Annotated in this window: 22 protein-coding genes; 13 read left to right on the top strand and 9 right to left on the bottom strand. The window is 53.1% G+C overall.

From position 1 onward, the window contains the following. Nucleotides 1-222 precede the first annotated feature (222 nt). The 3 genes from rpmB to mutM all read left to right on the top strand — a co-directional run bounded on the left by rpmB (nt 223) and on the right by mutM (nt 1,555). Nucleotides 223-459: a 50S ribosomal protein L28 gene (gene rpmB / locus KCR01S_RS05755; protein WP_002436699.1), complete on the top strand. Its 237-nt coding sequence runs from the start codon at nt 223-225 to the stop codon at nt 457-459. A 20-nt stretch (nt 460-479) separates the two neighbouring features. Further along, nucleotides 480-647 (top strand): 50S ribosomal protein L33, encoded by a 168-nt coding sequence (gene rpmG, locus KCR01S_RS05760; RefSeq protein WP_003024094.1) that lies wholly within the window; start codon nt 480-482, stop codon nt 645-647. Nucleotides 648-745: 98 nt separating this feature from the next. After that, entirely contained in the window at nt 746-1,555 is an 810-nt protein-coding gene (mutM, locus tag KCR01S_RS05765) for a bifunctional DNA-formamidopyrimidine glycosylase/DNA-(apurinic or apyrimidinic site) lyase (protein WP_061280856.1), read from the top strand. A gap of 52 nt (nt 1,556-1,607) precedes the next feature. Here the strand turns inward: mutM and coaD are convergent, their stop codons facing one another. Together coaD and waaA are read right to left on the bottom strand one after the other, a co-directional pair. Further along, nucleotides 1,608-2,087, bottom strand: a complete 480-nt coding sequence (gene coaD, locus KCR01S_RS05770; RefSeq protein ID WP_061280858.1) for a pantetheine-phosphate adenylyltransferase — start codon at nt 2,085-2,087, stop codon at nt 1,608-1,610. An 8-nt stretch (nt 2,088-2,095) separates the two neighbouring features. Further along, nucleotides 2,096-3,373 (bottom strand): lipid IV(A) 3-deoxy-D-manno-octulosonic acid transferase, encoded by a 1,278-nt coding sequence (gene waaA, locus KCR01S_RS05775; RefSeq protein ID WP_061280860.1) that lies wholly within the window; start codon nt 3,371-3,373, stop codon nt 2,096-2,098. Nucleotides 3,374-3,777: 404 nt separating this feature from the next. Between waaA and rfaQ the strand changes: the two genes are divergently transcribed. From rfaQ to waaZ, 5 genes are all read left to right on the top strand, one after another. Beyond that, nucleotides 3,778-4,848 (top strand): lipopolysaccharide core heptosyltransferase RfaQ, encoded by a 1,071-nt coding sequence (gene rfaQ, locus KCR01S_RS05780; protein ID WP_072277102.1) that lies wholly within the window; start codon nt 3,778-3,780, stop codon nt 4,846-4,848. Then, nucleotides 4,845-5,969, top strand: coding sequence for a glycosyltransferase family 4 protein (locus KCR01S_RS05785; RefSeq protein ID WP_061280863.1), 1,125 nt, complete (start codon nt 4,845-4,847; stop codon nt 5,967-5,969). Before rfaQ ends, KCR01S_RS05785 begins: the two co-directional genes overlap by 4 nt. Next, on the top strand, nt 5,962-6,759 hold the full coding sequence (gene rfaP / locus KCR01S_RS05790; RefSeq protein ID WP_061280866.1) for a lipopolysaccharide core heptose(I) kinase RfaP: 798 nt from the start codon (nt 5,962-5,964) through the stop codon (nt 6,757-6,759). Before KCR01S_RS05785 ends, rfaP begins: the two co-directional genes overlap by 8 nt. A 16-nt stretch (nt 6,760-6,775) precedes the next feature. Continuing rightward, nucleotides 6,776-7,792 (top strand): lipopolysaccharide 3-alpha-galactosyltransferase, encoded by a 1,017-nt coding sequence (waaO, locus tag KCR01S_RS05795; protein ID WP_061280870.1) that lies wholly within the window; start codon nt 6,776-6,778, stop codon nt 7,790-7,792. Nucleotides 7,793-7,878: 86 nt separating this feature from the next. Then, nucleotides 7,879-8,661, top strand: coding sequence for a 3-deoxy-D-manno-oct-2-ulosonate III transferase WaaZ (waaZ, locus tag KCR01S_RS05800; RefSeq protein ID WP_061280873.1), 783 nt, complete (start codon nt 7,879-7,881; stop codon nt 8,659-8,661). An 88-nt stretch (nt 8,662-8,749) separates the two neighbouring features. Here the strand turns inward: waaZ and rfaL are convergent, their stop codons facing one another. From rfaL to rfaD, 4 genes are read right to left on the bottom strand one after another with little or no spacing between them, the layout of a single operon-like run. Next, nucleotides 8,750-9,970: an O-antigen ligase RfaL gene (rfaL, locus tag KCR01S_RS05805; protein ID WP_061280875.1), complete on the bottom strand. Its 1,221-nt coding sequence runs from the start codon at nt 9,968-9,970 to the stop codon at nt 8,750-8,752. Nucleotides 9,971-9,989: 19 nt separating this feature from the next. Further along, complete coding sequence (gene rfaC / locus KCR01S_RS05810; protein ID WP_061280878.1) at nt 9,990-10,958, bottom strand: lipopolysaccharide heptosyltransferase RfaC; 969 nt, start codon at nt 10,956-10,958, stop codon at nt 9,990-9,992. A gap of 3 nt (nt 10,959-10,961) precedes the next feature. Beyond that, a complete protein-coding gene (rfaF, locus tag KCR01S_RS05815) occupies nt 10,962-12,008 on the bottom strand; it encodes an ADP-heptose--LPS heptosyltransferase RfaF (protein ID WP_061280881.1) in 1,047 nt (348 codons plus the stop codon). 9 nt (nt 12,009-12,017) lie between these two features. After that, nucleotides 12,018-12,950 carry an ADP-glyceromanno-heptose 6-epimerase gene (gene rfaD, locus KCR01S_RS05820; RefSeq protein WP_061280886.1) on the bottom strand — a complete coding sequence of 311 codons (933 nt, stop codon included), beginning with the start codon at nt 12,948-12,950 and terminating at the stop codon, nt 12,018-12,020. Nucleotides 12,951-13,166: 216 nt separating this feature from the next. Between rfaD and kbl the strand changes: the two genes are divergently transcribed. From kbl to KCR01S_RS05835, 3 genes are all read left to right on the top strand, one after another. Continuing rightward, on the top strand, nt 13,167-14,363 hold the full coding sequence (gene kbl, locus KCR01S_RS05825; RefSeq protein ID WP_061280889.1) for a glycine C-acetyltransferase: 1,197 nt from the start codon (nt 13,167-13,169) through the stop codon (nt 14,361-14,363). A gap of 9 nt (nt 14,364-14,372) precedes the next feature. Further along, nucleotides 14,373-15,398, top strand: coding sequence for an L-threonine 3-dehydrogenase (gene tdh, locus KCR01S_RS05830; RefSeq protein WP_061280891.1), 1,026 nt, complete (start codon nt 14,373-14,375; stop codon nt 15,396-15,398). A gap of 168 nt (nt 15,399-15,566) precedes the next feature. Beyond that, nucleotides 15,567-16,604: a glycosyltransferase gene (locus tag KCR01S_RS05835; RefSeq protein ID WP_061280894.1), complete on the top strand. Its 1,038-nt coding sequence runs from the start codon at nt 15,567-15,569 to the stop codon at nt 16,602-16,604. On the opposite strand, the gene KCR01S_RS05840 is transcribed toward KCR01S_RS05835, so the two are convergent. The 3 genes from KCR01S_RS05840 to gpmM are packed head-to-tail and all read right to left on the bottom strand — an operon-like array spanning nt 16,601 to nt 20,362. Further along, complete coding sequence (locus KCR01S_RS05840) at nt 16,601-17,530, bottom strand: divergent polysaccharide deacetylase family protein (protein ID WP_061280897.1); 930 nt, start codon at nt 17,528-17,530, stop codon at nt 16,601-16,603. The two genes, KCR01S_RS05835 and KCR01S_RS05840, sit on opposite strands and share 4 nt — an antisense overlap. Before the next feature lie 3 nt (nt 17,531-17,533). After that, nucleotides 17,534-18,805 (bottom strand): murein hydrolase activator EnvC, encoded by a 1,272-nt coding sequence (gene envC, locus KCR01S_RS05845; protein ID WP_061280901.1) that lies wholly within the window; start codon nt 18,803-18,805, stop codon nt 17,534-17,536. Between the two features lie 9 nt (nt 18,806-18,814). Continuing rightward, nucleotides 18,815-20,362 carry a 2,3-bisphosphoglycerate-independent phosphoglycerate mutase gene (gene gpmM / locus KCR01S_RS05850; RefSeq protein ID WP_061280905.1) on the bottom strand — a complete coding sequence of 516 codons (1,548 nt, stop codon included), beginning with the start codon at nt 20,360-20,362 and terminating at the stop codon, nt 18,815-18,817. Nucleotides 20,363-20,611: 249 nt separating this feature from the next. Here gpmM and KCR01S_RS05855 point away from each other — a divergent pair, with 249 nt between their 5' ends. Then, nucleotides 20,612-21,043 (top strand): rhodanese-like domain-containing protein, encoded by a 432-nt coding sequence (locus KCR01S_RS05855; protein WP_061280908.1) that lies wholly within the window; start codon nt 20,612-20,614, stop codon nt 21,041-21,043. A 38-nt stretch (nt 21,044-21,081) separates the two neighbouring features. Next, nucleotides 21,082-21,333: a glutaredoxin 3 gene (gene grxC / locus KCR01S_RS05860; protein WP_061280911.1), complete on the top strand. Its 252-nt coding sequence runs from the start codon at nt 21,082-21,084 to the stop codon at nt 21,331-21,333. Nucleotides 21,334-21,395: the final 62 nt, after the last annotated feature.

The following is a 21,395-nucleotide window of genomic DNA, read 5'->3' on the forward strand; positions in this document are numbered from 1 at the left end:
TTGAGCATAACGTCGTGGCAGCGTATACTACGCCACCTTTGAGAATCTCGGGTTTGGCATTTGGGCCTGGCAATCGAGAGTTCACTTAGACACTGATTCGTTTGCTTGCATCAAGGTGCGTGAATGATGATGTGTAGAACTGCGATGACCGGGCTGTAAAGCCTGACGAGGCGCCGATACCCCATACGAAGCTCGAGCTAATTTGATTTTTGGAGAATAAACATGTCCCGAGTCTGCCAAGTTACTGGCAAGCGTCCGGTGACCGGTAACAACCGTTCCCACGCACTGAACGCGACTAAACGCCGTTTCCTGCCGAACCTGCACTCTCACCGTTTCTGGGTTGAGAGCGAGAAGCGTTTTGTCACCCTGCGTGTATCTGCTAAAGGTATGCGTGTAATTGATAAGAAAGGCATCGATACAGTTCTGTCCGAACTGCGTGCCCGTGGCGAAAAGTACTAAGTACTTAGAGGAAATAAATCATGGCTAAAGGTATTCGTGAGAAAATCAAGCTGGTTTCTTCTGCTGGTACTGGTCACTTCTATACCACCACGAAGAACAAGCGTACTAAGCCGGAAAAACTGGAACTGAAAAAGTTCGATCCAGTTGTCCGTCAGCACGTACTGTACAAAGAAGCTAAAATTAAATAATTTCAGTTTCGATGTAGCAAAAAACCTCGCCATGGCGGGGTTTTTTGTTTTCTACGCGTCCCCATAATAGAGAGAGCTGCATTACATCCGGAGACGCTATGCCTGAATTACCTGAAGTTGAAACCAGCCGCCGGGGGATTGAACCCCACCTGGTCGGTGCAACCATCCAGCATGCCGTTATCCGCAACGGTCGCCTGCGCTGGCCCGTCTCTGATGAAATCTATCGCCTGAGCGACAAACCCGTCCTGAGCGTGCAGCGTCGCGCCAAATACCTGCTGCTCGAGCTACCTGACGGCTGGATCATCATTCATCTCGGTATGTCCGGGAGTCTACGTATTTTGCTGGAAGAATCACCGGCGGAAAAACACGACCACGTTGATTTGGTGATGAGTAACGGCAAAGTGCTGCGTTACACCGATCCACGGCGTTTTGGCGCCTGGCTCTGGACTCCCGTGCTGGAAGGGCACAGCGTTCTGGCGCATCTTGGCCCAGAGCCGCTCAGTGAGGAATTCAACGCGGAATACCTGTTGGCGAAGTGCGCAAAGAAAAAAACCGCAATCAAGCCATGGCTGATGGATAACAAACTGGTGGTGGGGGTTGGCAATATTTATGCCAGCGAATCGCTGTTCGCCGCGCGGATCCATCCGGATCGGCTCGCGTCGTCGCTGTCGAACGACGAAGGTGAAAGGTTGGTCGGTGCGATCAAAGCGGTGCTTAAACGTTCGATTGAACAGGGCGGAACGACGCTGAAAGATTTTCTGCAAAGTGATGGGAAGCCGGGCTATTTTGCGCAGGAATTGCAGGTGTATGGGCGGAAAGGGGAGCCTTGTCGCGCCTGTGGAACGCCGATTATCGCCAGCAAACACGCGCAGCGGGCGACATTTTATTGCCGGGTGTGCCAGAAGTAGCGCCGTTGTATTTCCAGCGTCGCGAATAGCGCAACGCTGGAAAAGGGGAGCGTTACTGAAGTTTCTCCATCAGCGCCTGATGGACATTTGCCGGCAGGAAGTGGGTGACATCACCATCGTGACGCGCCACCTCTTTTACCAGCGATGATGAGATAAACGACCAGTCTTTTGACGGCATCAGAAAGACGCTTTCCAGCTCAGGCATCAGGTGACGATTCATGTGCGCCAACTGCATTTCATACTCGAAGTCGGCGACGGCGCGCAGGCCGCGAATCAAAATATTTGCCTGCTGAGCGCGGGCGAAATTAGCCATCAAATCGCTAAAACCCATCACTTCCACGTTAGGCAGGTGTGCCGTTGCCTGCTGGGCCAGCGCGACGCGCTCGCTCAAATCAAACATCGGTTTTTTGCTGGGACTGGCCGCAATTGCGAGGATAACCTGGTCAAACATGCAGGCTGCACGCGTGACGATATCAAGGTGACCGTTGGTAATAGGATCGAAGGTGCCCGGATAAATCGCCCGTTTTTGCATAATAATCCTCAATGCGTTTTCGGTGGCAGGTACGGCTCCAGGAGTTGCAGCAAGCGCTGCAAAGCACCCTGATTCTGGTAGAGAACCTCAACGGCGTGACGTCCGTAGAAACTACGGTAGTCTGCATCGGCTAATAGAGAGGATACCTCTTTTTCGAGGCTTGCGGCGTCGGTGACCGTAATCAGGCCGCTCGCCTGCTCCAGACGCGCACAGATATCTTTAAAGTTAAAGGTGTGCGGCCCCATCAGCACCGGAATAGCGTGCGCTGCGGCTTCGAGCGGGTTATGGCCCCCACGTTCAACCAACGATCCGCCCACAAACGCCAGGTCGGCGATGCCGTACAGCAGCATCAGTTCACCCATGGTGTCACCAATCACCACCTGCGTGGTGGCGGACGGTACTTCACCCGAAGAACGCGTTGTGAAGGTTAAACCGGCCTGACGGGTCAGATTGATGGCATCCGGGAAGCGCTCAGGGTGGCGAGGTACCAGAATCAACAGTAAATCAGGGTATTGCTTCAGCAGCGCATGGTGGGCAGCAATAATGATGCTCTCTTCACCATCGTGGGTGCTGGTCGCAATCCACACGGGGCGGTGCGGCGCCCATTGACGGCGCAGCGTGATGGCCTTGGCCGCTAGCTGTGGCGTCACGGAAATATCAAATTTCAGGCTACCGGTGATGGTGACCTGGCTGTTTTTCGCCCCCAGCGTCACGAAACGCTTACCGTCTTCTTCATTCTGCGCCGCAATCAGCGTAATGCGCTGAAGCAGCGTACGTACAAATGAGCCCAGTTTTGCGTAGCCGGCGGCGGAACGTTCGGATAGACGGGCGTTGGCAATGACTAACGGGATATGGCGACGATGCAGCGCGGCAATTAAATTAGGCCACAGCTCCGTTTCCATAATTAACACCAGCTTAGGGTCAATCTTATCGAGGAAACGGTTGAGGGCATCGGGTAAATCATAAGGCAGATAGACGTGTTGAACGTCTTTGCCAAAGGCTGACTGCACGCGCTCTGAGCCTGTTGGCGTCATCGTGGTCACGGTGATTGGCAAATCGGGGTAACGGTGGCGCAGTGCGCGAACTAACGGGATCGCCGCCAGCGTTTCACCAACGGAAACCGAATGCAGCATAATCCCGCCTGCTTTCAGCGGCTGGCGGTAGAATCCGTAACGTTCACCCCAGCGTTTACGATAGGCTGGAGCCTTACGTCCGCGCACCCAAAGCCGTATCCAGATGAGAGGCTGAATAAGGTAGAGAAGGGCGGTGTAAAGCAATTCAAGCATAATAAATAGCTGAGTTATGAATGTGCTGAGGATTCTATGTATTTACCTGAGGCTTTACCATTACTTTTGCTGTTTTTGGACTAAATTATCCACAGCGTGGTGGCTTGCCGTGGATATCGCTGCTTATCCCCCTTTTTTATGCTGCCGGATACCATTTGTGCTCAAGGAAATAAGCCGAGCGTCGGGCGACGATAGCCATCGGGATTATAATTCTACTGACATGATTTATAAGGGGTAAATGATTTAAACGCGCAAAGTGCTTCCGGTTCGGATTGCGGCAAAAGAAGTGGTACACTATCGCGTCAAAATTGAGTGCATTAACAGTAATCAGGTTGCTGCTGAGCCTTAAGCAGTAGCGTATTTTTGCCTATTTTATTCGGAAAATCTCAACCAAAGAGTCGCTTGTGGAAAAGCCATTTAGAAAAATTCTGCTCATTAAAATGCGTTTTCACGGGGATATGCTGCTGACTACTCCCGTTATTAGCACGCTTAAACGTCATTATCCTGATGCGAAGGTTGATGTTCTGCTGTATCAGGACACGATGCCTATTTTATCCGAAAACCCTGAGATCAATGCGCTGTATGGTCTGAAAAATAAAAAAGCTAAAACCACAGAAAAAATTAATAACTTTATTAGCTTAATCAGAGTATTACGTTCAAATAAGTATGACCTCGTGGTTAACATGGCCGATCAGTGGATGGTGGCCGTGCTGGTCCGTCTGCTGAATGTGCCAATGAGTATTTCGCAGGACTACCGCCATCGGCAGTCTGCCTTCTGGCGCAACAGTTTCACGCACCTTGCCCCGTCACAGGGGAATAACGTGGTTGAGAGCAATCTTTCCGTGCTGGCGCCGCTGGGGCTCGATTCCTATGTCGCGGAAACGACGATGAGCTACAATCCCCGCTGCTGGGAACGTGTGCGTCAGGAGCTGGATAAAGCCGGCGTCGGCGAGCGTTACGTCGTCATTCAGCCGACGGCGCGGCAGATTTTTAAATGCTGGGAGAACGAAAAGTTCTCTCAGGTCATCGATGCGTTGCATGAGCGCGGGATTGAAGTCGTGCTGACTTCTGGCCCAGGCGCGGACGATCTGGCATGTATTGATGCTATCGCCAGCGGCTGTAAACAACCGCCGATAACGGCGCTGGCTGGTAACGTGTCCTTCCCTGAATTGGGTGCGTTAATTGATCATGCTGCGCTGTTTATCGGCGTGGACTCCGCTCCGGGGCATATTGCTGCGGCGGTGAAAACGCCGCTCATCGCCCTGTTTGGCGCGACGGACCACATCTTCTGGCGCCCGTGGTCGGATAATATGATTCAATTTTGGGCCGGCGATTATCGCCCTATGCCGCCGCGCGAACAGCGCAATCGCAATGAAATGTATCTCTCAGTCATTCCGGCAGCGGATGTGATTGCCGCTATTGATAAACTCTTGCCAGCCAGTCATGCGGAATCCGCCATAGGCGAAGAATTATGATCGTTGCATTTTGTCTGTATAAATATTTCCCTTTTGGCGGTTTGCAGCGCGACTTCATGCGCATTGCCCAGACCGTGGCGGCGCGCGGCCATCAGGTGCGCGTATACACCCAATTTTGGGAAGGCGAACACCCTGAGAGCTTTGAGCTTATCCTGGTGCCGGTAAAATCGCGCACGAATCATGGGCGTAATGCGGAATATTACGCGTGGGTGCGAAATCACCTGCGTGAACATCCGGTGGCTCGGGTGGTGGGCTTTAATAAGATGCCGGGGCTGGATGTCTACTACGCGGCCGATGTTTGCTATGCCGAAAAAGTCGCGCAGGAGAAAGGGTTCTTCTATCGCCTGACTTCGCGCTATCGGCATTATGCCGCCTTTGAGCGCGCGACCTTTGAGCAGGGAAAATCCACGCAGCTGCTGATGTTAACGGATAAGCAAATTGCCGATTTCCAAAAACATTACCAGACGGAGTCTGAGCGTTTTCATATTTTGCCGCCGGGGATCTACCCGGACAGAAAATACAGTTGCCAGATCCCTGACGCCCGCCAGGTATATCGCCAAAAGAATGGGCTGACGGGATCACAGAACGTACTGTTACAGGTGGGATCTGATTTCACGCGTAAGGGCGTCGATCGGACCTTAAACGCGATGGCCTCGCTGCCTGAAAGCCTGCGGCAGAATACCCAACTGTTCATTGTTGGACAGGATAAACCGGGCAAATTTGCGGCCCTGGCAGAGAAGCTGGGCATTCACCGCAATGTTCATTTCTTCTCTGGGCGCAATGATGTTGCTGAACTGATGGCCGCCGCCGATATTCTGCTGCATCCTGCCTATCAGGAAGCGGCGGGGATTGTCCTGCTTGAAGCGGTGACGGCGGGCCTGCCGGTACTGACGACCAGCGTTTGTGGTTACGCCCACTATATTGCGGATGCTAACTGCGGCGCGGTCATTGCGGAGCCTTTCCGTCAGGACGCGTTGAATGAGATCTTGCTGAAAGCCCTCACCCAACCGGCACTGCGCGAGGCGTGGGCGGAAAATGCGCGTAATTATGCGGATACTCAAGATTTGTACAGTCTGGCGGACAAAGCGGCAGATATCATTATAGGTGATTTAGATGGTTGAGCTGAATGAGCCGCTGGCCACGCTGTGGCGCGGAAAAGATGCGTTTGAAGAGGTGAAAAATCTGCAAGGTGAGGTTTTTCGTGAGCTGGAAACTCGCCGTACGCTGCGCTTCGAACTGGCTGGCGGGAGCTATTTCCTGAAATGGCATCGCGGCACCTCCCTCAAAGAGATCGTCAAAAACCTGATTTCGCTGCGCATGCCGGTGCTGGGCGCTGACCGGGAGTGGAATGCGATTCACCGTCTGCACGATGTCGGCGTCGATACCATGCACGGCGTTGGTTTTGGCGAGAAAGGGCTTAACCCGCTGACTAAAACCTCCTTCATCATTACCGAAGACCTGACGCCAACCGTCAGTCTTGAGGATTACTGCGCCGATTGGGAGACCAATCCGCCGGCTGCTGCGGTGAAACGCATGCTGATTAAGCGTGTGGCGACGATGGTACGTAAAATGCACCTGGCCGGCATTAACCACCGCGACTGCTACATCTGTCACTTCTTACTGCACCTGCCATTTAGCGGTCAGGAAGAGTCGCTTAAAATTTCGGTCATTGATCTGCACCGCGCGCAGATCCGCAATCATGTGCCGCGTCGCTGGCGTGATAAAGATTTGATCGGCCTGTATTTCTCATCGCTGAATATCGGTCTGACGCAGCGCGATATTTTGCGTTTTATGCGGGCTTATTTTGATAAATCTATCAGAGATGTACTGCGTGAAGAGCAGGCGCTGCTGGCAAAAGCCGCAGACAAGGCCAACAAAATAAAAGAAAGAACGATCAGAAAGTCGTTGTAATTGCCGGGAGCAGGACATGACCTATCCGTATTTGAATGCCGATGAGATGATTAAAGAGACCCTCATCTTTAATGAAGGCCAGCCGTTATCCGCGGATGCGCCATTCCATATTGCCTACGGCATTGATAAAAACTTTCTCTTCGGCTGCGGCGTTTCTATTGCTTCAGTTCTGCTGCATAACCGCAGCATGAACTTTGTGTTCCATGTCTTTATCGATGTCATTTCTGACGAAGAAAAGCAGCACTTTGCGCAACTGGCACAGGATAACGGCACCTGTATTCAGATTCATATCGTCAACTGCGAACGACTGACCGCCTTCCCGACTACCAAGAACTGGTCGGTCGCGATGTATTTCCGCTTCATCATCGGCGATTACTTTATTGGTCAGCAAACCCGGCTTCTTTATCTGGATGCGGACATTGTATGCCAGGGGGCGCTGGGGGAATTGATGACGCTGGAGCTCGCGGATACCGTGGCGGGTGTTGTGCCTGAGCGTGATAACAAATGGTGGCTGTCGCGTAGCCAGAGCCTGGATTGCCCGGCGATTGCTAACGGCTACTTCAACTCCGGCGTGCTGCTGCTGAATATCCCCGCGTGGGCCAGTGAGCATGTTTCAGGCAAGGCGATGTCCCTGCTGTCTGACAAAAACGTGACGCGCAAGCTGAGCTTTATGGATCAGGATATCCTGAACATTATTCTCTCAGGGAAAGTGACGTTTATCGACGGCAAATACAACACGCAGTTCAGCCTCAACTATGAGCTGAAAGAGACGTTTATCAACCCTATCCATGCCGGTACGGTACTGATTCACTACGTCGGGCCAACCAAACCCTGGCACAACTGGGCCTGCTACCCGAGCGCGGCGCCTTTTCTGACGGCGAAAGCCGCATCGCCGTGGAAAGATTTGCCGTTGCTTAAACCCGGAAATGCGAACTATGCGCGCTACTGTGCCAAGCATAACTTCAAGAATAACAAGCCACTCGCTGGCATCATGAACTATATTTACTATTTCTATTTAAGAGTGGTTAGATAGTCTTTTGAATTTTATGGCTATTTTGGCTACAGGATAACAATCTCGAACCGCCTTTTTGGGTAACGATTATTTTTGGTGGCAGTCTTATGAGCGGTAAATTGCACAGCATCACAACCGAAGACGTTAACGAAATCAAACGTCACAAGACCTCGGAAAACTGTATTATTTTCCTTTCCGGGCCATCATCATTAAAAACGCCGTTGAGCCTACTGGCCGCTTCAGATGTTATCGCCGTGAACGGTTCCGCTCGTTATCTGCTGGATAACAATATTCGGCCATTCATTTATGTGCTGACCGACTCCCGCTTTTCACTGCAGCGTAACGATGACTTCCGCGAGTTTATGAAGAAAAGCAAATATGCCATCGTCAACGGCGAGGTCTACGACAGGGCTTCTGAGGAAGATAAGCGTTATATCGACGATCACGGCTTTGTGATTCGCTCTCTGTATCAGCGAGAAAAGGGCGGGTTCTTTAAGAAAATTAAGTTCACCATTGCGTCGAAACTGGACGACAAAATCCTGATTGATGTCCCTGCCTCGAAAAAGAAACGGCTGGCGGGATTTAGCCTGGATATTACCCATGGCTACTGCTCATGCCATACCGTGGCGTTTGCTGCACTTCAGGTAGCGTACAGTTTGGGCTATCAGAAAATCGTCCATTCCGGGCTGGATTTGGTTGACACCTGTGCCCGTTTTTACGATGAAAAGCACAACCAACAGCCGTCGGAGTTGAGTCGGGATTTAGGGAAAATCCTGCCGTTCTACCGCTTTATGCGTGAGAACGTGGCGGATATTAATGTTTATAACCTCTCTGATACGACGGCCATAAGTTACGATGTGATCCCGTTTATTACACCGCAAGAGGTGTAGTGGACCATCAGTGAATAAAAAAGGCTGCACCATGCAGCCTTTTTTATTGTCAGCCCTAAACCACCTCCAGGGAGGTGGTGATTAATTTCTAGTTTTGCTGGGGCTTGAATTTTAGCGCCAGAGCGATGCCCATCAGCATCGTCAGGTTTTCAATACTGACGGTTTCGAAAGCGCCGCGAATAAACAGGTTACCCACGAGTATCAAACCAATCAGAAGCCAGGCTTCTTTTACCATGCCTTTGCTATTCTTGTAACCCTTCACCGCCTCTACTAGCACTGAAATCAGGAGATACCAGAGAGCGAACAGGCCAAGCAAACCACCCGCAAACCATTCGGAAAGCGTCAGATTGTGCGGACCGATGGATTTTTTAAAGTCCCATTGTGGGTAGTCCTGTACCCGGCTGTCATATACTCGGTAGTAAACCGTTTCACCATAACCATAACCCTTGATTGGGTTTTCTTTAATCAAATCAAGTGCTGAGCCTTGTGTTCCGCTACCGTAGCGATTAGAACTGGAGGTCTGCTGCATTTTATGGAATAGCAATTTTAGGCTATCCGGATCTTTCAGGTGCCCAATAGCGAGTACGCCTCCAAGTAATACGGCGGCGATCAGCGGCAATTTCCATTCACGTTTAAGAATGCACCAGATAAATGCCGGGATGAGAATAGATAGCCATGTTCCACGCTGCAGCGTTCCCACAATCATGAAGCCCAAAGCCGCCGCAATAACAAAGAACAGTATTTTTGCTTTTGCGGTTTTGATATTCCAGAGGAACAAGAAGGCGGGGGTCATAAATATCAGTATGTCAGATTTATATTTATGATCGAAGTTTGTCAGCGGCATCATTCCTTGCTGATATTCGCGGAAATACTGCCAGCCATCGACAAGCGCCAGAGGCAGAATGCCGATAATCAGAGAGTAAATTAGTGTTTTTGAAATATTATCTTTACTTTCTGCATGCAACAATATTGGGATGACCAATGTCATCAGCAGTAGTTTTTCGAGGATCGTATTCGCGAATTTGCTGAAGCTGTAAGCATGGTCAAAAGAGATTGCCACGGCATAAGAACTCACAAGAACAAAGCATAGTAGTGAGTAGGTTAAGTTATTCTTGAAGAAACCCAGCAAGGCGGATTTTTTCTTAACGACATAATATATTGCAGTTATCACCATTAAAGTGGAAACAACATGTTTATAACGCGTGATGTGCTCAAAAAAGTACATCATTATAAACAACGAAACCAATCCTCGGTTCCAAATGGATTGCCAGCAAAAATCCCTTTGCTTCAATGTGTTGGATGAAGTCATCAACGTACCTTAATAAAAACTACCAGGATAAAATCTTGTGCAACTCGCGAATAACCGCGGGCGCAGGGAGATCGGCTAAATCTTTTGACTCTGAACAGCACGCCACCTGATTCTTCCCATACCCGCCTATCAATCCCGGGTCGGTCGGTCCATACAGCGTAATATTTGGGCGATCCAACGCCGCGGTTAAATGGCTTAACCCGGTATCCACCGATATAACAAATTTTGCTTCTGCCAACACGTGCGCGATTTTCTCAAGGCTCAGTCGCGGCAGCACGTCAACATAATCAAACCCTTGCGCTAAACGCTGTGCTCTGGCTTCTTCATGAGGAGCTCCCCACGGCAGCTTGATGCGCAGACCACTTTCCTGCAATAGGCCAATCAATTCGCGCCAGTGGCTTTCCGGCCAATGTTTATCATCGCGGGTTGTGGCGTGCAGGAAAACACAATAAGGCGCGCTATCTGCTGGACTCACGCTCAGGAAATGCTGTGCGATTGCGTAATCACCCTGTGATTCAGGTTTGACGTAGCTCAGGCTTTTGGCAAACAGCTCACGGGTACGTTCAACGGCGTGCTGTTGCTTAGCGATATGGTGACGACGATTGTAGAACAGGCTTGCCAGCGGTTCGCGGGCGGTCTGCCAATCCATGCCGTGCTTGATACCGCGTGCTAATCGGGTGACCAGCGCGGCGCTTTTGACCAGCCCCTGGGCATCGATGATGGCGTCGTATTTCACCGACTGTACTGTATCGCGAAAGGCTTTCCGTTCGGCTTTAATCGGTGCGGAAAACCACGCCTTGCGCCAGCGACGAATCGCCACCGGGATGACGCGGTCTACGGCTTCATGCCAGGAGGGAATTTGCGCGAAGCCTTCTTCCACCACCCAATCAAAACGAATGCCGGGAATAGCGCGCATCGCGTCGGTTAACGCCGGCAGCGTATGCAGGACATCGCCCATTGAAGAGGTTTTAACAATCAGAACCCGCATGCGTCAGGCTTCCTCGCTCGACAGTAGAGCATTAAGCTCTTCCAGCACGCGGGCCGGTGTGATGTCGATAAGGCTTTGGTGATAGCCCTGAGCGGAATCGCCTTTACGTACTTTGTGATAGCCAGTGATAAGACGGATGACGCGCGCCTTATTCGACAGCGGTGGGGTAAAGTCCGGGCTGCTTGGGCCATACAGCGCCACCAGAGGGCGGTTGAGTGCAGCGGCGACGTGCATCAGACCGGAGTCGTTGGTGACAACGGCTTTACAGGCAGCCAGCAGAATGACCGCTTGTTCGAGCTGGGTCTCCCCGGCAAGATTACGACACCAGGTTTTCTGTTCTTCGCTCAGGGCGGCGATGATCTCATTGCCTGCATCGTTATCTTTTGCGGAGCCGAAAAGCACAATCTGATTACCCTCATCAATCAGCTGTTTCGCCAGCGTCGCATAGTGATAATGCGGCCAGCGTTTGGCTGGGCCAAATTCAGCGCCGGGGCAAAAGCCAATCATTGGGCGATCGTTCGACAGCGAGAACGCGTTGCAGGTGAGGGATTTTTCGCCTTCGTTGACCTGTAGCTGCGGCCAGAGCAGCGGCTGCGGGAGATCTTTGGCGCAACGCATCACGCCTTTATCATAGGCCAGCGCCACGTAGCGCTCGACCATCAGCAGCCAGGCTTCTTTGTCCAGTACGCGCGCGTCGTTCAACAGACCGTAGCGCATTTCTCCGCGCCAGCCGGTACGCAGCGGAATACCAGCAAAAAACGGTACCAGTGCCGATTTAAAGGAGTTAGGCAGGACGTAGGCTCGGTCATAGCGCCGCTCGCGCAGGCTATGTCCGAGTTTGCGCCGTTCGCCAATTTCCAGCGCGCCGTGCCCAAGGGGCATGGCGATCGCTTCGTTGACTTCCGGCATACGTGATAACAACGGACGGCACCACGCGGGTGCCATCACATCGATTATCGCCTGGGGAAAGCGCGCCTTGAGCGTGCGATAGAGACTTTGCGACATCATCATGTCGCCCACCCATGACGGGCCGACCACCAGTATTTTCATGCTGACTTCTTACGCGTCGCGGTTCAACCAGGCCATATATTCCGTAACGCCTTCGGCGACGGTCTTAAATGGCTTATCGTAGCCCGCAGCACGCAGGTTGGTCAGATCGGCCTGAGTAAACGCCTGATAGCGGCCTTTCAGTTTATCCGGGAATGGAATGTACTCAATGCTGCCTTTTTTGTGGTACGCCAGCGTCGCGTCAGCCACAGCCTGGAAGGATTCCGCGCGGCCGGTACCGAGGTTGAAAATGCCGGAGACGCCGTTTTCCCAGAACCACAGGTTCACTGCCGCTACGTCACCCACGTAGACGAAATCACGCTTGAAGCCATCACTGCCTTCGAACAGTTTCGGGCTTTCGCCATTGTTCAACTGGGTGTTGAGGTGGAAAGCCACGCTCGCCATGCTGCCTTTGTGGCCTTCGCGCGGGCCATAGACGTTGAAGTAACGGAAGCCAACAATGGGGGAGTCGACTTCTGGCATGATGCGGCGAACGTATTCGTCGAACAGGAATTTGGAGTAGCCGTAAACGTTGAGCGGTTTTTCAAATTCACGGGACTCGATAAAGTCGCTGGTGCGTCCGCCGTAGGTGGCTGCAGAAGAGGCGTACAGGAACGGAATTTCACGCTCCAGGCAGTAGTGCAGCAGCTCTTTGGAGTACTGATAGTTATTATCCATCACGTACTTACCGTCCCACTCGGTGGTGGAGGAGCAGGCGCCTTCGTGGAATACGGCTTCGATGTCACCGAGCTCTTCACCGGCCATAATCTGGATCAGAAAATCTTCTTTATCCATGTAATCGGTGATGTCGAGATCGACCAGGTTGACGAACTTGGTGCCGTCTTTCAGGTTATCCACCACCAGAATGTCAGTGATGCCTTTGTCATTGAGCGCTTTCACGATGTTGCTGCCGATGAAGCCAGCGCCGCCGGTAACGATGATCATAACTGTAACCTTTGAAATGTGAGTACCCTGGACTATCCAGGGCGCTAATACCTCTTATCATATCATCACATTGCTAAGCCTTCAGCCTTTCACCATGCAGAGAGCCTAAGCCACGTGATTTATGCTGCAAATAATTCATTCAGACATGCATCATCTCGTATCAGCGTATAGCTTTGGGTAATATGTGCCAAATTTTACCGAATCTGGAGAGTTGCAATGCGTGGTGATTTCTACAAACAGTTAACGAACGACCTGGAGACCGCGCGTGCCGAGGGTCTGTTCAAAGAAGAACGTATCATTACTTCCGCTCAACAGGCGGATATCACGGTCGGTGACGGTAGTCACGTCATCAACTTCTGCGCCAACAACTACCTTGGCCTGGCCAACCATCCTGAGCTGATTAAAGCAGCGAAAGCGGGGATGGACAGCCACGGTTTTGGTATGGCCTCCGTCCGCTTCATCTGCGGTACGCAGGACAGCCACAAAGCGCTGGAGCAGAAGCTCGCGGCTTTCCTCGGCATGGAAGATGCCATTCTGTATTCCTCTTGTTTTGATGCTAACGGCGGTCTGTTCGAAACGCTGCTTGGCGCTGAAGATGCGATTATCTCCGATGCCCTGAACCATGCTTCGATCATCGATGGCGTGCGTCTGTGCAAAGCGAAGCGCTTCCGCTACGCCAACAACGATATGCAGGAGCTGGAAGCTCGTCTGAAAGAGGCCCGTGAAGCCGGTGCGCGTCATGTGCTGATTGCTACCGACGGCGTTTTCTCCATGGATGGCGTCATCGCCAACCTGAAAGGCGTCTGCGACCTGGCGGACAAATACGATGCGCTGGTGATGGTTGATGACTCCCATGCCGTCGGTTTTGTTGGCGAAAATGGCCGTGGTTCTCACGAATACTGCGAAGTAATGGGCCGCGTGGACATCATCACCGGTACCCTGGGCAAAGCGCTGGGGGGCGCGTCCGGCGGCTATACCGCGGCGCGTAAAGAGGTGGTTGAGTGGCTGCGTCAGCGCTCCCGCCCATACCTGTTCTCCAACTCCCTGGCGCCGGCCATCGTTGCTGCATCCATCAAAGTATTGGAGATGGTTGAAGAGGGCAGCGAGCTGCGCGACAAGCTGTGGGCCAACGCGCGTCTGTTCCGCGAAAAAATGAGCGCCGCGGGCTTTACCCTCGCAGGTGCTGACCACGCGATTATTCCGGTGATGCTGGGCGATGCGGTTATTGCACAGAACTTTGCCCGTGAATTGCAAAAAGAGGGGATCTATGTGACCGGTTTCTTCTTCCCTGTTGTACCAAAAGGTCAGGCGCGTATTCGTACCCAGATGTCGGCGGCGCATACGACGGAACAAATTGAACGTGCGGTGGCAGCCTTTACCCGCATCGGTAAACAACTGGGCGTCATTGCCTAAGGGTGTGAGATGAAAGCGTTATCTAAACTGAAAGCCGAAGAAGGTATCTGGATGACCGACGTTCCGGAACCGGAGCTCGGTCATAACGACCTGCTGATTAAGATCCGCAAAACCGCGATTTGTGGCACCGACGTGCATATTTACAACTGGGATGAATGGTCGCAGAAAACCATTCCGGTTCCGATGGTGGTGGGACATGAGTATGTTGGTGAAGTTGTCGGCATTGGCCAGGAAGTGCGCGGCTTTAAGCTGGGCGATCGCGTTTCCGGCGAAGGCCATATCACCTGCGGCCACTGTCGTAACTGTCGCGGCGGTCGTACGCACCTGTGCCGTAACACCATTGGCGTTGGCGTAAACCGTCAGGGCTGCTTTGCTGAGTATCTGGTGATCCCGGCCTTTAACGCCTTTAAAATCCCGGACAACATTTCCGACGATCTGGCTTCAATCTTTGACCCATTCGGTAACGCCGTGCATACCGCGCTTTCTTTCGATCTCGTGGGCGAAGATGTACTGGTGTCAGGGGCTGGCCCAATTGGCGTGATGGCAGCAGCGGTTGCCAAACACGTAGGGGCGCGTAACGTGGTGATTACTGACGTGAACGAGTACCGTTTGGAACTGGCGCGTAAAATGGGCGTCACCCGCGCGGTCAACGTGTCGAAAGAAAACCTCAACGACGTGATGGCTGAACTGGGCATGACCGAAGGCTTTGACGTGGGTCTGGAAATGTCCGGGGCGCCGCCCGCGTTCCGCACAATGCTCGACACCATGAACCACGGCGGCCGCATTGCGATGCTGGGTATTCCTCCGTCGGATATGTCCATCGACTGGACGAAAGTTATCTTTAAGGGGCTGTTTATTAAAGGTATCTATGGCCGGGAAATGTTTGAAACCTGGTACAAGATGGCGGCACTGATTCAGTCTGGTCTGGATCTTTCCCCTATCATCACCCACCGCTTCGGCATTGATGATTTCCAGAAGGGCTTTGATGCCATGCGTTCCGGCCAGTCCGGCAAAGTGGTACTGAGCTGGGATTAACCGCCCGCACCGATGGGTAAGCGTCAGTTGTCCCCGGATGTTTAATAGCGTTAAATATCCGGGGATTTTTTTGCCCTCTCGCGTAAAAGACAGCACGAAGTTTCGCTGACCTTTACCCTCCAATATGTTAAATATTGCCGTTAATCATACTGTTTGGCAGGATTTTATATGACCTATACCCCCGGTCTCCTGAGCGTCATTATGCCGCTTTACAATACGGGCGAGCCGTTTATTGCCTGTATGGATTCGCTGATTGCGCAAACCTGGAAGAATATCGAAATTATCATCGTCAACGATGGTTCGACGGATAATTCGGCGGAGCTTGCCCAGGCCTATGTGGATCGTTATCCGCATGTCCATCTGCTGCACCAGCGCAATGCGGGCGTTTCCGCGGCGCGAAACACCGGGATAAAGATCGCCAGGGGGGAGTACATTGCCTACGTGGATGGTGACGACATTGCCTATCCGCAAATGTACGAAACGCTAATGAATATGGCGCTGACGGACAATCTGGACGTCGCGCAGTGCAACGCCGACTGGTGTATTGCGGAAACGGGCAAAACCTGGGCTTCTATTCCGCCTGAGCGTATCCGCTCGACCGAGGTGATGACCGGCCCAGAGTGGCTGCGCAAAGGGCTGGCAAGCCGCCGCTGGCGTCACGTGGTGTGGATGGGTGTTTACCGTCATCAAACTATCGTTGATGCGGGATTGAGTTTTATACCAGGCCTGCACCACCAGGATATCATCTGGTCGACCGAGTTTATGTTTAACGCCAAACGCGCGCGTTACACGGAAGTGCCGTTGTACAAATACTTCCTGCACGGCGCATCGGTTAGCCGCCTGCCGCGTACCGGGCTAAAAAACCTCGCCTATCAGCGTCACTACATCAAAATTACCCGTCTACTGGACAAGATGAATCGCGACTACGCTGGGCGTATTCCTATTTATCCTGAGTTTAAACAGCAGGTGATTTACGAAGCCATGCGCGTGTGCCACTGCATCCGCAAAGAGCCGGATCGGCAGATCCGCGAGCGTATGGTTGCTGAGGCTGAAGTTTCCGGCATGTTTAAGCGGATGGTCAGTAATATTTGCAGCGTGAAGCTGGCGTATCAGGTGATGCTGTGGGCCATTCGCTTCAACAAGATGCGTGATAAATCACTCACCCCGCGTCGTTTGGCCCATCTCACCTTGGGACTGAAAGACTAGCTCTGCCACCCCTGCCACTGCAGCTGCATATATTGCACCAGCGTGCTGTGGGTGATGCTCTCGCTTAACACGTTGAAGAAGCGGCTGGCGTAGACCGGTTCCAGCGGTTTCTTCGGCTTGCAAAGCTTAACACCGCGGAACGGATTACGCGGTGCGGTTGGCTGGACTTGTGTCGGGAGACCGCTGTTAGGCCTTGAAGTATCAACCTGCGGTTCGTTGAGCAGACTGCTCGGACGCACCAGCGTAATATCTGACGGCAGGTTATAGACCATCTGCTGTAGCACCCGCACGGTTGTTGGATGCGGGTGACCAATTGCAATCGCCGAGCCGTTGCGCCGCGCCAGATCGATAGCCCGATTGAACTGGACGCGGATATCCGCCTCGTTCTGCGTGTCATCGAGGAATACCCGACGCTTAATGACCTTCACGCCGGTACCATTTGCTGCGCGCATGGCCTGGCTATTGCCAATCGTCATGCTGTCGAGGAAATAGAGATTGTAACGGCCCAGCGCCTGCATCACTTTCTGCATGCCGAACAGACTGGAGGTCATGGCGCTGCCCATATGGTTATTGAGGCCCACGGCATACGGCACTTTATCCACAGCTTCACGGATGATGCGCTCGATTTCATCGCTGCTCATATCCGGACGCAGAGTATCTTTCTCCAGCGGCTGTTTGCTAAGTGGTGCCATCGGCAGGTGAATCAGCACTTCATGCCCGCTGTTGTGGGCTTTTGTGGCCATTTCACGCGCGTGCGGTGCATTGGGTAAAACGGCGACAGAGATGGATGACGGCATCGCCAGCACCTGATTTTCCTGGTGTGGACGATAACCAAAATCATCGATAACGATAGCGAGTTTGCCGGCATAGCCTGGTGCAGCTAATGCCAGCGTACTAAGAAGAACGAACTGGCGAAATTGAAGCAAAACTTATCTTCCCAACCACGGCAGTGGATTGACCGCCTGACCCTGGCGGCGAATTTCGAAATAGAGTGAAGGCCGGCCCTGGCCGCCACTGTTGCCCACCAGAGCAATCGGCTGCCCGGCACGCACCTGCGTACCCACGCTTACCAGCGCGCTCTGGTTGTAACCATACAGGCTCATATCGCCTTTACCGTGCTCAACAACGACGACCAGGCCGTAGCCCTGTAGCCAGTCGGCAAGGATGACGCGACCGTCAGCGATGGCTTTCACCTCGGTGCCTTCCGAAGCGCTAATGACCATCCCCTTCCAACGTAGCTCACCTTGTAGCTGTTCGCCATAACGATGCAGCGTGGTGCCGCGCACGGGCCAGAAGGCCTGTCCACGCGGTGCGCCAAGACCACCGGTACGCGACATCAACGAACGTTCGCTTTCCGACGGTTTATAGGTGGTGCCTTTACGGGTAGCTTCTTTCTGGCGGTCGCGCACCGCTTCCGCCTCTTTGGCTTCGCGTTCGGCGCGGGCTTTCGCCGCCGCTTCCGCACGCGCAATGCTGTTACGCAAACGGGATTCGTTGGCACGCAGTTCGCCTAGCTGCTGCTGGCCCTGCTGAATAGAGGATTCAAGTCCGGAAATGGTCTTTTGACGTTCGTTACGCGCCTGCTCCAGTTTGGTTTGCTGGGCGCGCTGCTCGTACAACAGCGTTTGCTGCTGGCTTTGCTTTTCTTCGAGCTCGGTTTTTTGTGCGGCAACCTGTTCACGCGTCTCTTTCAGTTCGGCGATAGTTTCCTGGCGTGCCTGGTTCAGGTAACCGAAATAGGCCTGCAGGCGCTGTCCACGCTGGCTTTCTTCACCGCTGAGGATTAACTGGATTCCGGTATGCTCACCCTGACGGAACGCAGCGTCGAGCTGTGCGGCCAGATTACGCTCCTGCATTTGCCGCTGTTTTTCCAGCTTAGCGATAGAGGCGTTCATTTCCGCAATTTGGGCATTGAGCTGAGCTAACGAATTTTGCGTCTCGCGTAGCTGGCGAGCGGCAGCGGCGATAGCCTGTTCCTGCGCTTTAAGCTGGGCGAGGAGAGTAGAGCGTTGCTGCTGTTGCTGGCGTACCGCGCGCTCTTTGGCGGCGATATCAGCCTGAATCGATTGCAGCTGCGAGCGGTCGTCCGCATGGGCGGGCGCGGCGCACAGCAATACGCCAGCGCTGAGTGCGCTGGCGTAGAACGAGGACCGAAGCGTTGCTCCGGCCCATTTAATAGAATAAATCGCCTTTCCCCTCATGGGGAGGGATTATTCCACGATGAACAGCGGCTTACCAGTCATCTGTTGCGGGATTTCCATCCCCATCAGCGACAGCATGGTTGGTGCGAGATCGGAAAGCTTACCGCCTTCCACCGCTTTCACGGTTTTATCGCCCACGTAGATCAGCGGAACCGGCAGGCTGGTGTGCGCCGTGTGTGCCTGGCCGGTGGCCGGATCGCGCATCTGCTCAGCGTTGCCGTGGTCAGCGGTAACCAGCAGTTGGCCGCCCACTTTTTCAACCGCCTGAGTCACTTCACTCAGGCAGTGATCCAGCGCTTCAACCGCTTTGACTGCGGCTTCCATGACGCCGGTGTGGCCAACCATATCGCCGTTCGGGTAGTTACAGATAATGGTGTCGTACTTACCGCTTTCGATAGCAGCAACCAGTTTCTCGGTCAGCTCAGCGGAGCTCATTTCCGGCTGCAGGTCATAGGTGGCCACTTTCGGGGAGTTGATCAGAATACGATCTTCGCCCTTGAACGGGTCTTCTACGCCGCCGTTGAAGAAGAAGGTCACGTGTGCGTATTTCTCAGTTTCAGAGATGCGCAGCTGGGTTTTATCGTGCTTCGCCATCCACTCACCGAAGGTGTTTTCCAGTGAGGCTGGTGGGTAAGCGCACGGCGCTTTGATATCTGCTGCGTATTCGGTCAGCATGATGAAATCGCCCAGCTTCACTTCTTTGCGACGGGCAAAGCCGTCGAAGTCCGCGTTCACGAAAGCACGGGTGATTTCACGCGCGCGGTCGGCACGGAAGTTCATGAAGATCAGCGCATCGCCGTCTTCCATAGCCGCATCGGCCTGGCCGGCTGCGCGGATCACGGTCGCTTTGACGAATTCGTCGTTTTCGTCGCGTGCGTAAGCGGCTTCCAGCGCGGCAACGGCGGTATCTGCCTGGAACTCACCTTTCGCTTCAACCAGCAGGTTGTAAGCTTGCTCAACGCGATCCCAACGGTTGTCACGGTCCATGGCGTAGTAACGGCCAATGATGGACGCGACGCGACCCTTGCCCAGCGCGGCAAACTTCTCTTCGAATGTCTGCAGAGAACCTTTGGCGCTGCGCGGTGGGGTGTCACGGCCATCAAGGAAGGCGTGCAGGTAGATTTTTTCTGCGCCGCGTTCGGCTGCCAGTTCAACCATCGCCATGATGTGATCTTCGTGGCTGTGAACGCCACCGGCAGACAGCAGGCCCATAATGTGCACCGCTTTACCCGCCGCCACGGCTTTGTCTACCGCGCCGGACAGCACCGGGTTCGCGAAGAAGGTACGCTCTTTGATTTCAACATCGAGACGGGTCAGGTCCTGGTAGACGATACGACCGGCGCCCAGGTTAACGTGGCCCACTTCGGAGTTACCCATCTGACCATCAGGCAGGCCAACTTCGAGGCCAGACGCGTGAATCAGGGTATGCGGACGTTTTGCCCACAGCGCATCCATGACGGGAGTTTTTGCAGTGAAAATAGCGTTATCCTGCTGCTCTTCGCGGTAGCCGTAGCCATCCAGGATCACCAGTACCATAGGTTTTTTAGAAACCGACATTGCGACAACCTCATGCTCTAAAGACAGAAAATTTGCGTAATTTTACTACAGCTGAATCGATAAAATAACAATGAGAGATCAAAGAAAGCGGGGGCATGATGGGCGAAAAGCACACATTCCCCGGTTTTTTTTCGGTAGCACTCCGCAGAAAACGCATTACATCACGCGCGCTGGCTGTATTTGCGCCACGCCGCAGGTATACTCCTTCCCTGGTTTTTAAACATTACACGTCGGGAGCTGTTACCCCCCATGCAAGAGATTATGCAATTTGTTGGTCGTCACCCTGTCCTGAGTATCGCGTGGATCGCGCTGCTGGCGGCCGTGCTGTTCACCACCTTTAAAGGGCTGATGTCCAAAGTTAAAGTCATCAATCGCGGTGAAGCGACGCGTTTGATTAACAAAGAAGACGCGGTGGTTGTTGACCTGCGCCAGCGTGATGATTTCCGTAAAGGGCATATCGCCGGTTCCCTGAACCTACTGCCAACTGAAATCAAAGCCAACAACGTCGGCGAGCTGGATAAGCACAAAGATAAGCCGGTGATTGTGACCGACGGTTCTGGTTTGCAGGCAACCGAGTCCGCCACCTTGCTGTTAAAAGCAGGCTTTGAGAAAGTCTTCGTTCTGAAAGAAGGCATCGCAGGCTGGAGCGGTGAAAACCTGCCTCTGGTTCGCGGTAAGTAAACCCTGCTCACTAATTGGGTAAAGTCAGGAGAGCTGTAATGGCGAAGATTGAAATCTATACCAAAGCGACGTGCCCTTATTGCCACCGTGCGAAAGCGCTGCTGTCTGAGAAAGGCGTTTCTTTTGACGAACTGCCAATCGATGGTAACGCGGAAAAGCGCGAAGAGATGATTCAGCGCAGTGGCCGTACCACGGTTCCGCAGATTTTTATTGATGCACAGCACATTGGCGGCTGTGACGACTTGTATGCGCTTGATGCACGTGGTGGACTCGATCCCCTGCTGCGCTAATGCTTTACTAAGCGCTCGCGCCTGCCCTTTGCGGGCGTGAGGCATACCGCCTATTTTTAAGG

It is taken from the genome of Kluyvera cryocrescens NBRC 102467, assembly GCF_001571285.1.
Classification (GTDB): domain Bacteria; phylum Pseudomonadota; class Gammaproteobacteria; order Enterobacterales; family Enterobacteriaceae; genus Kluyvera; species Kluyvera cryocrescens.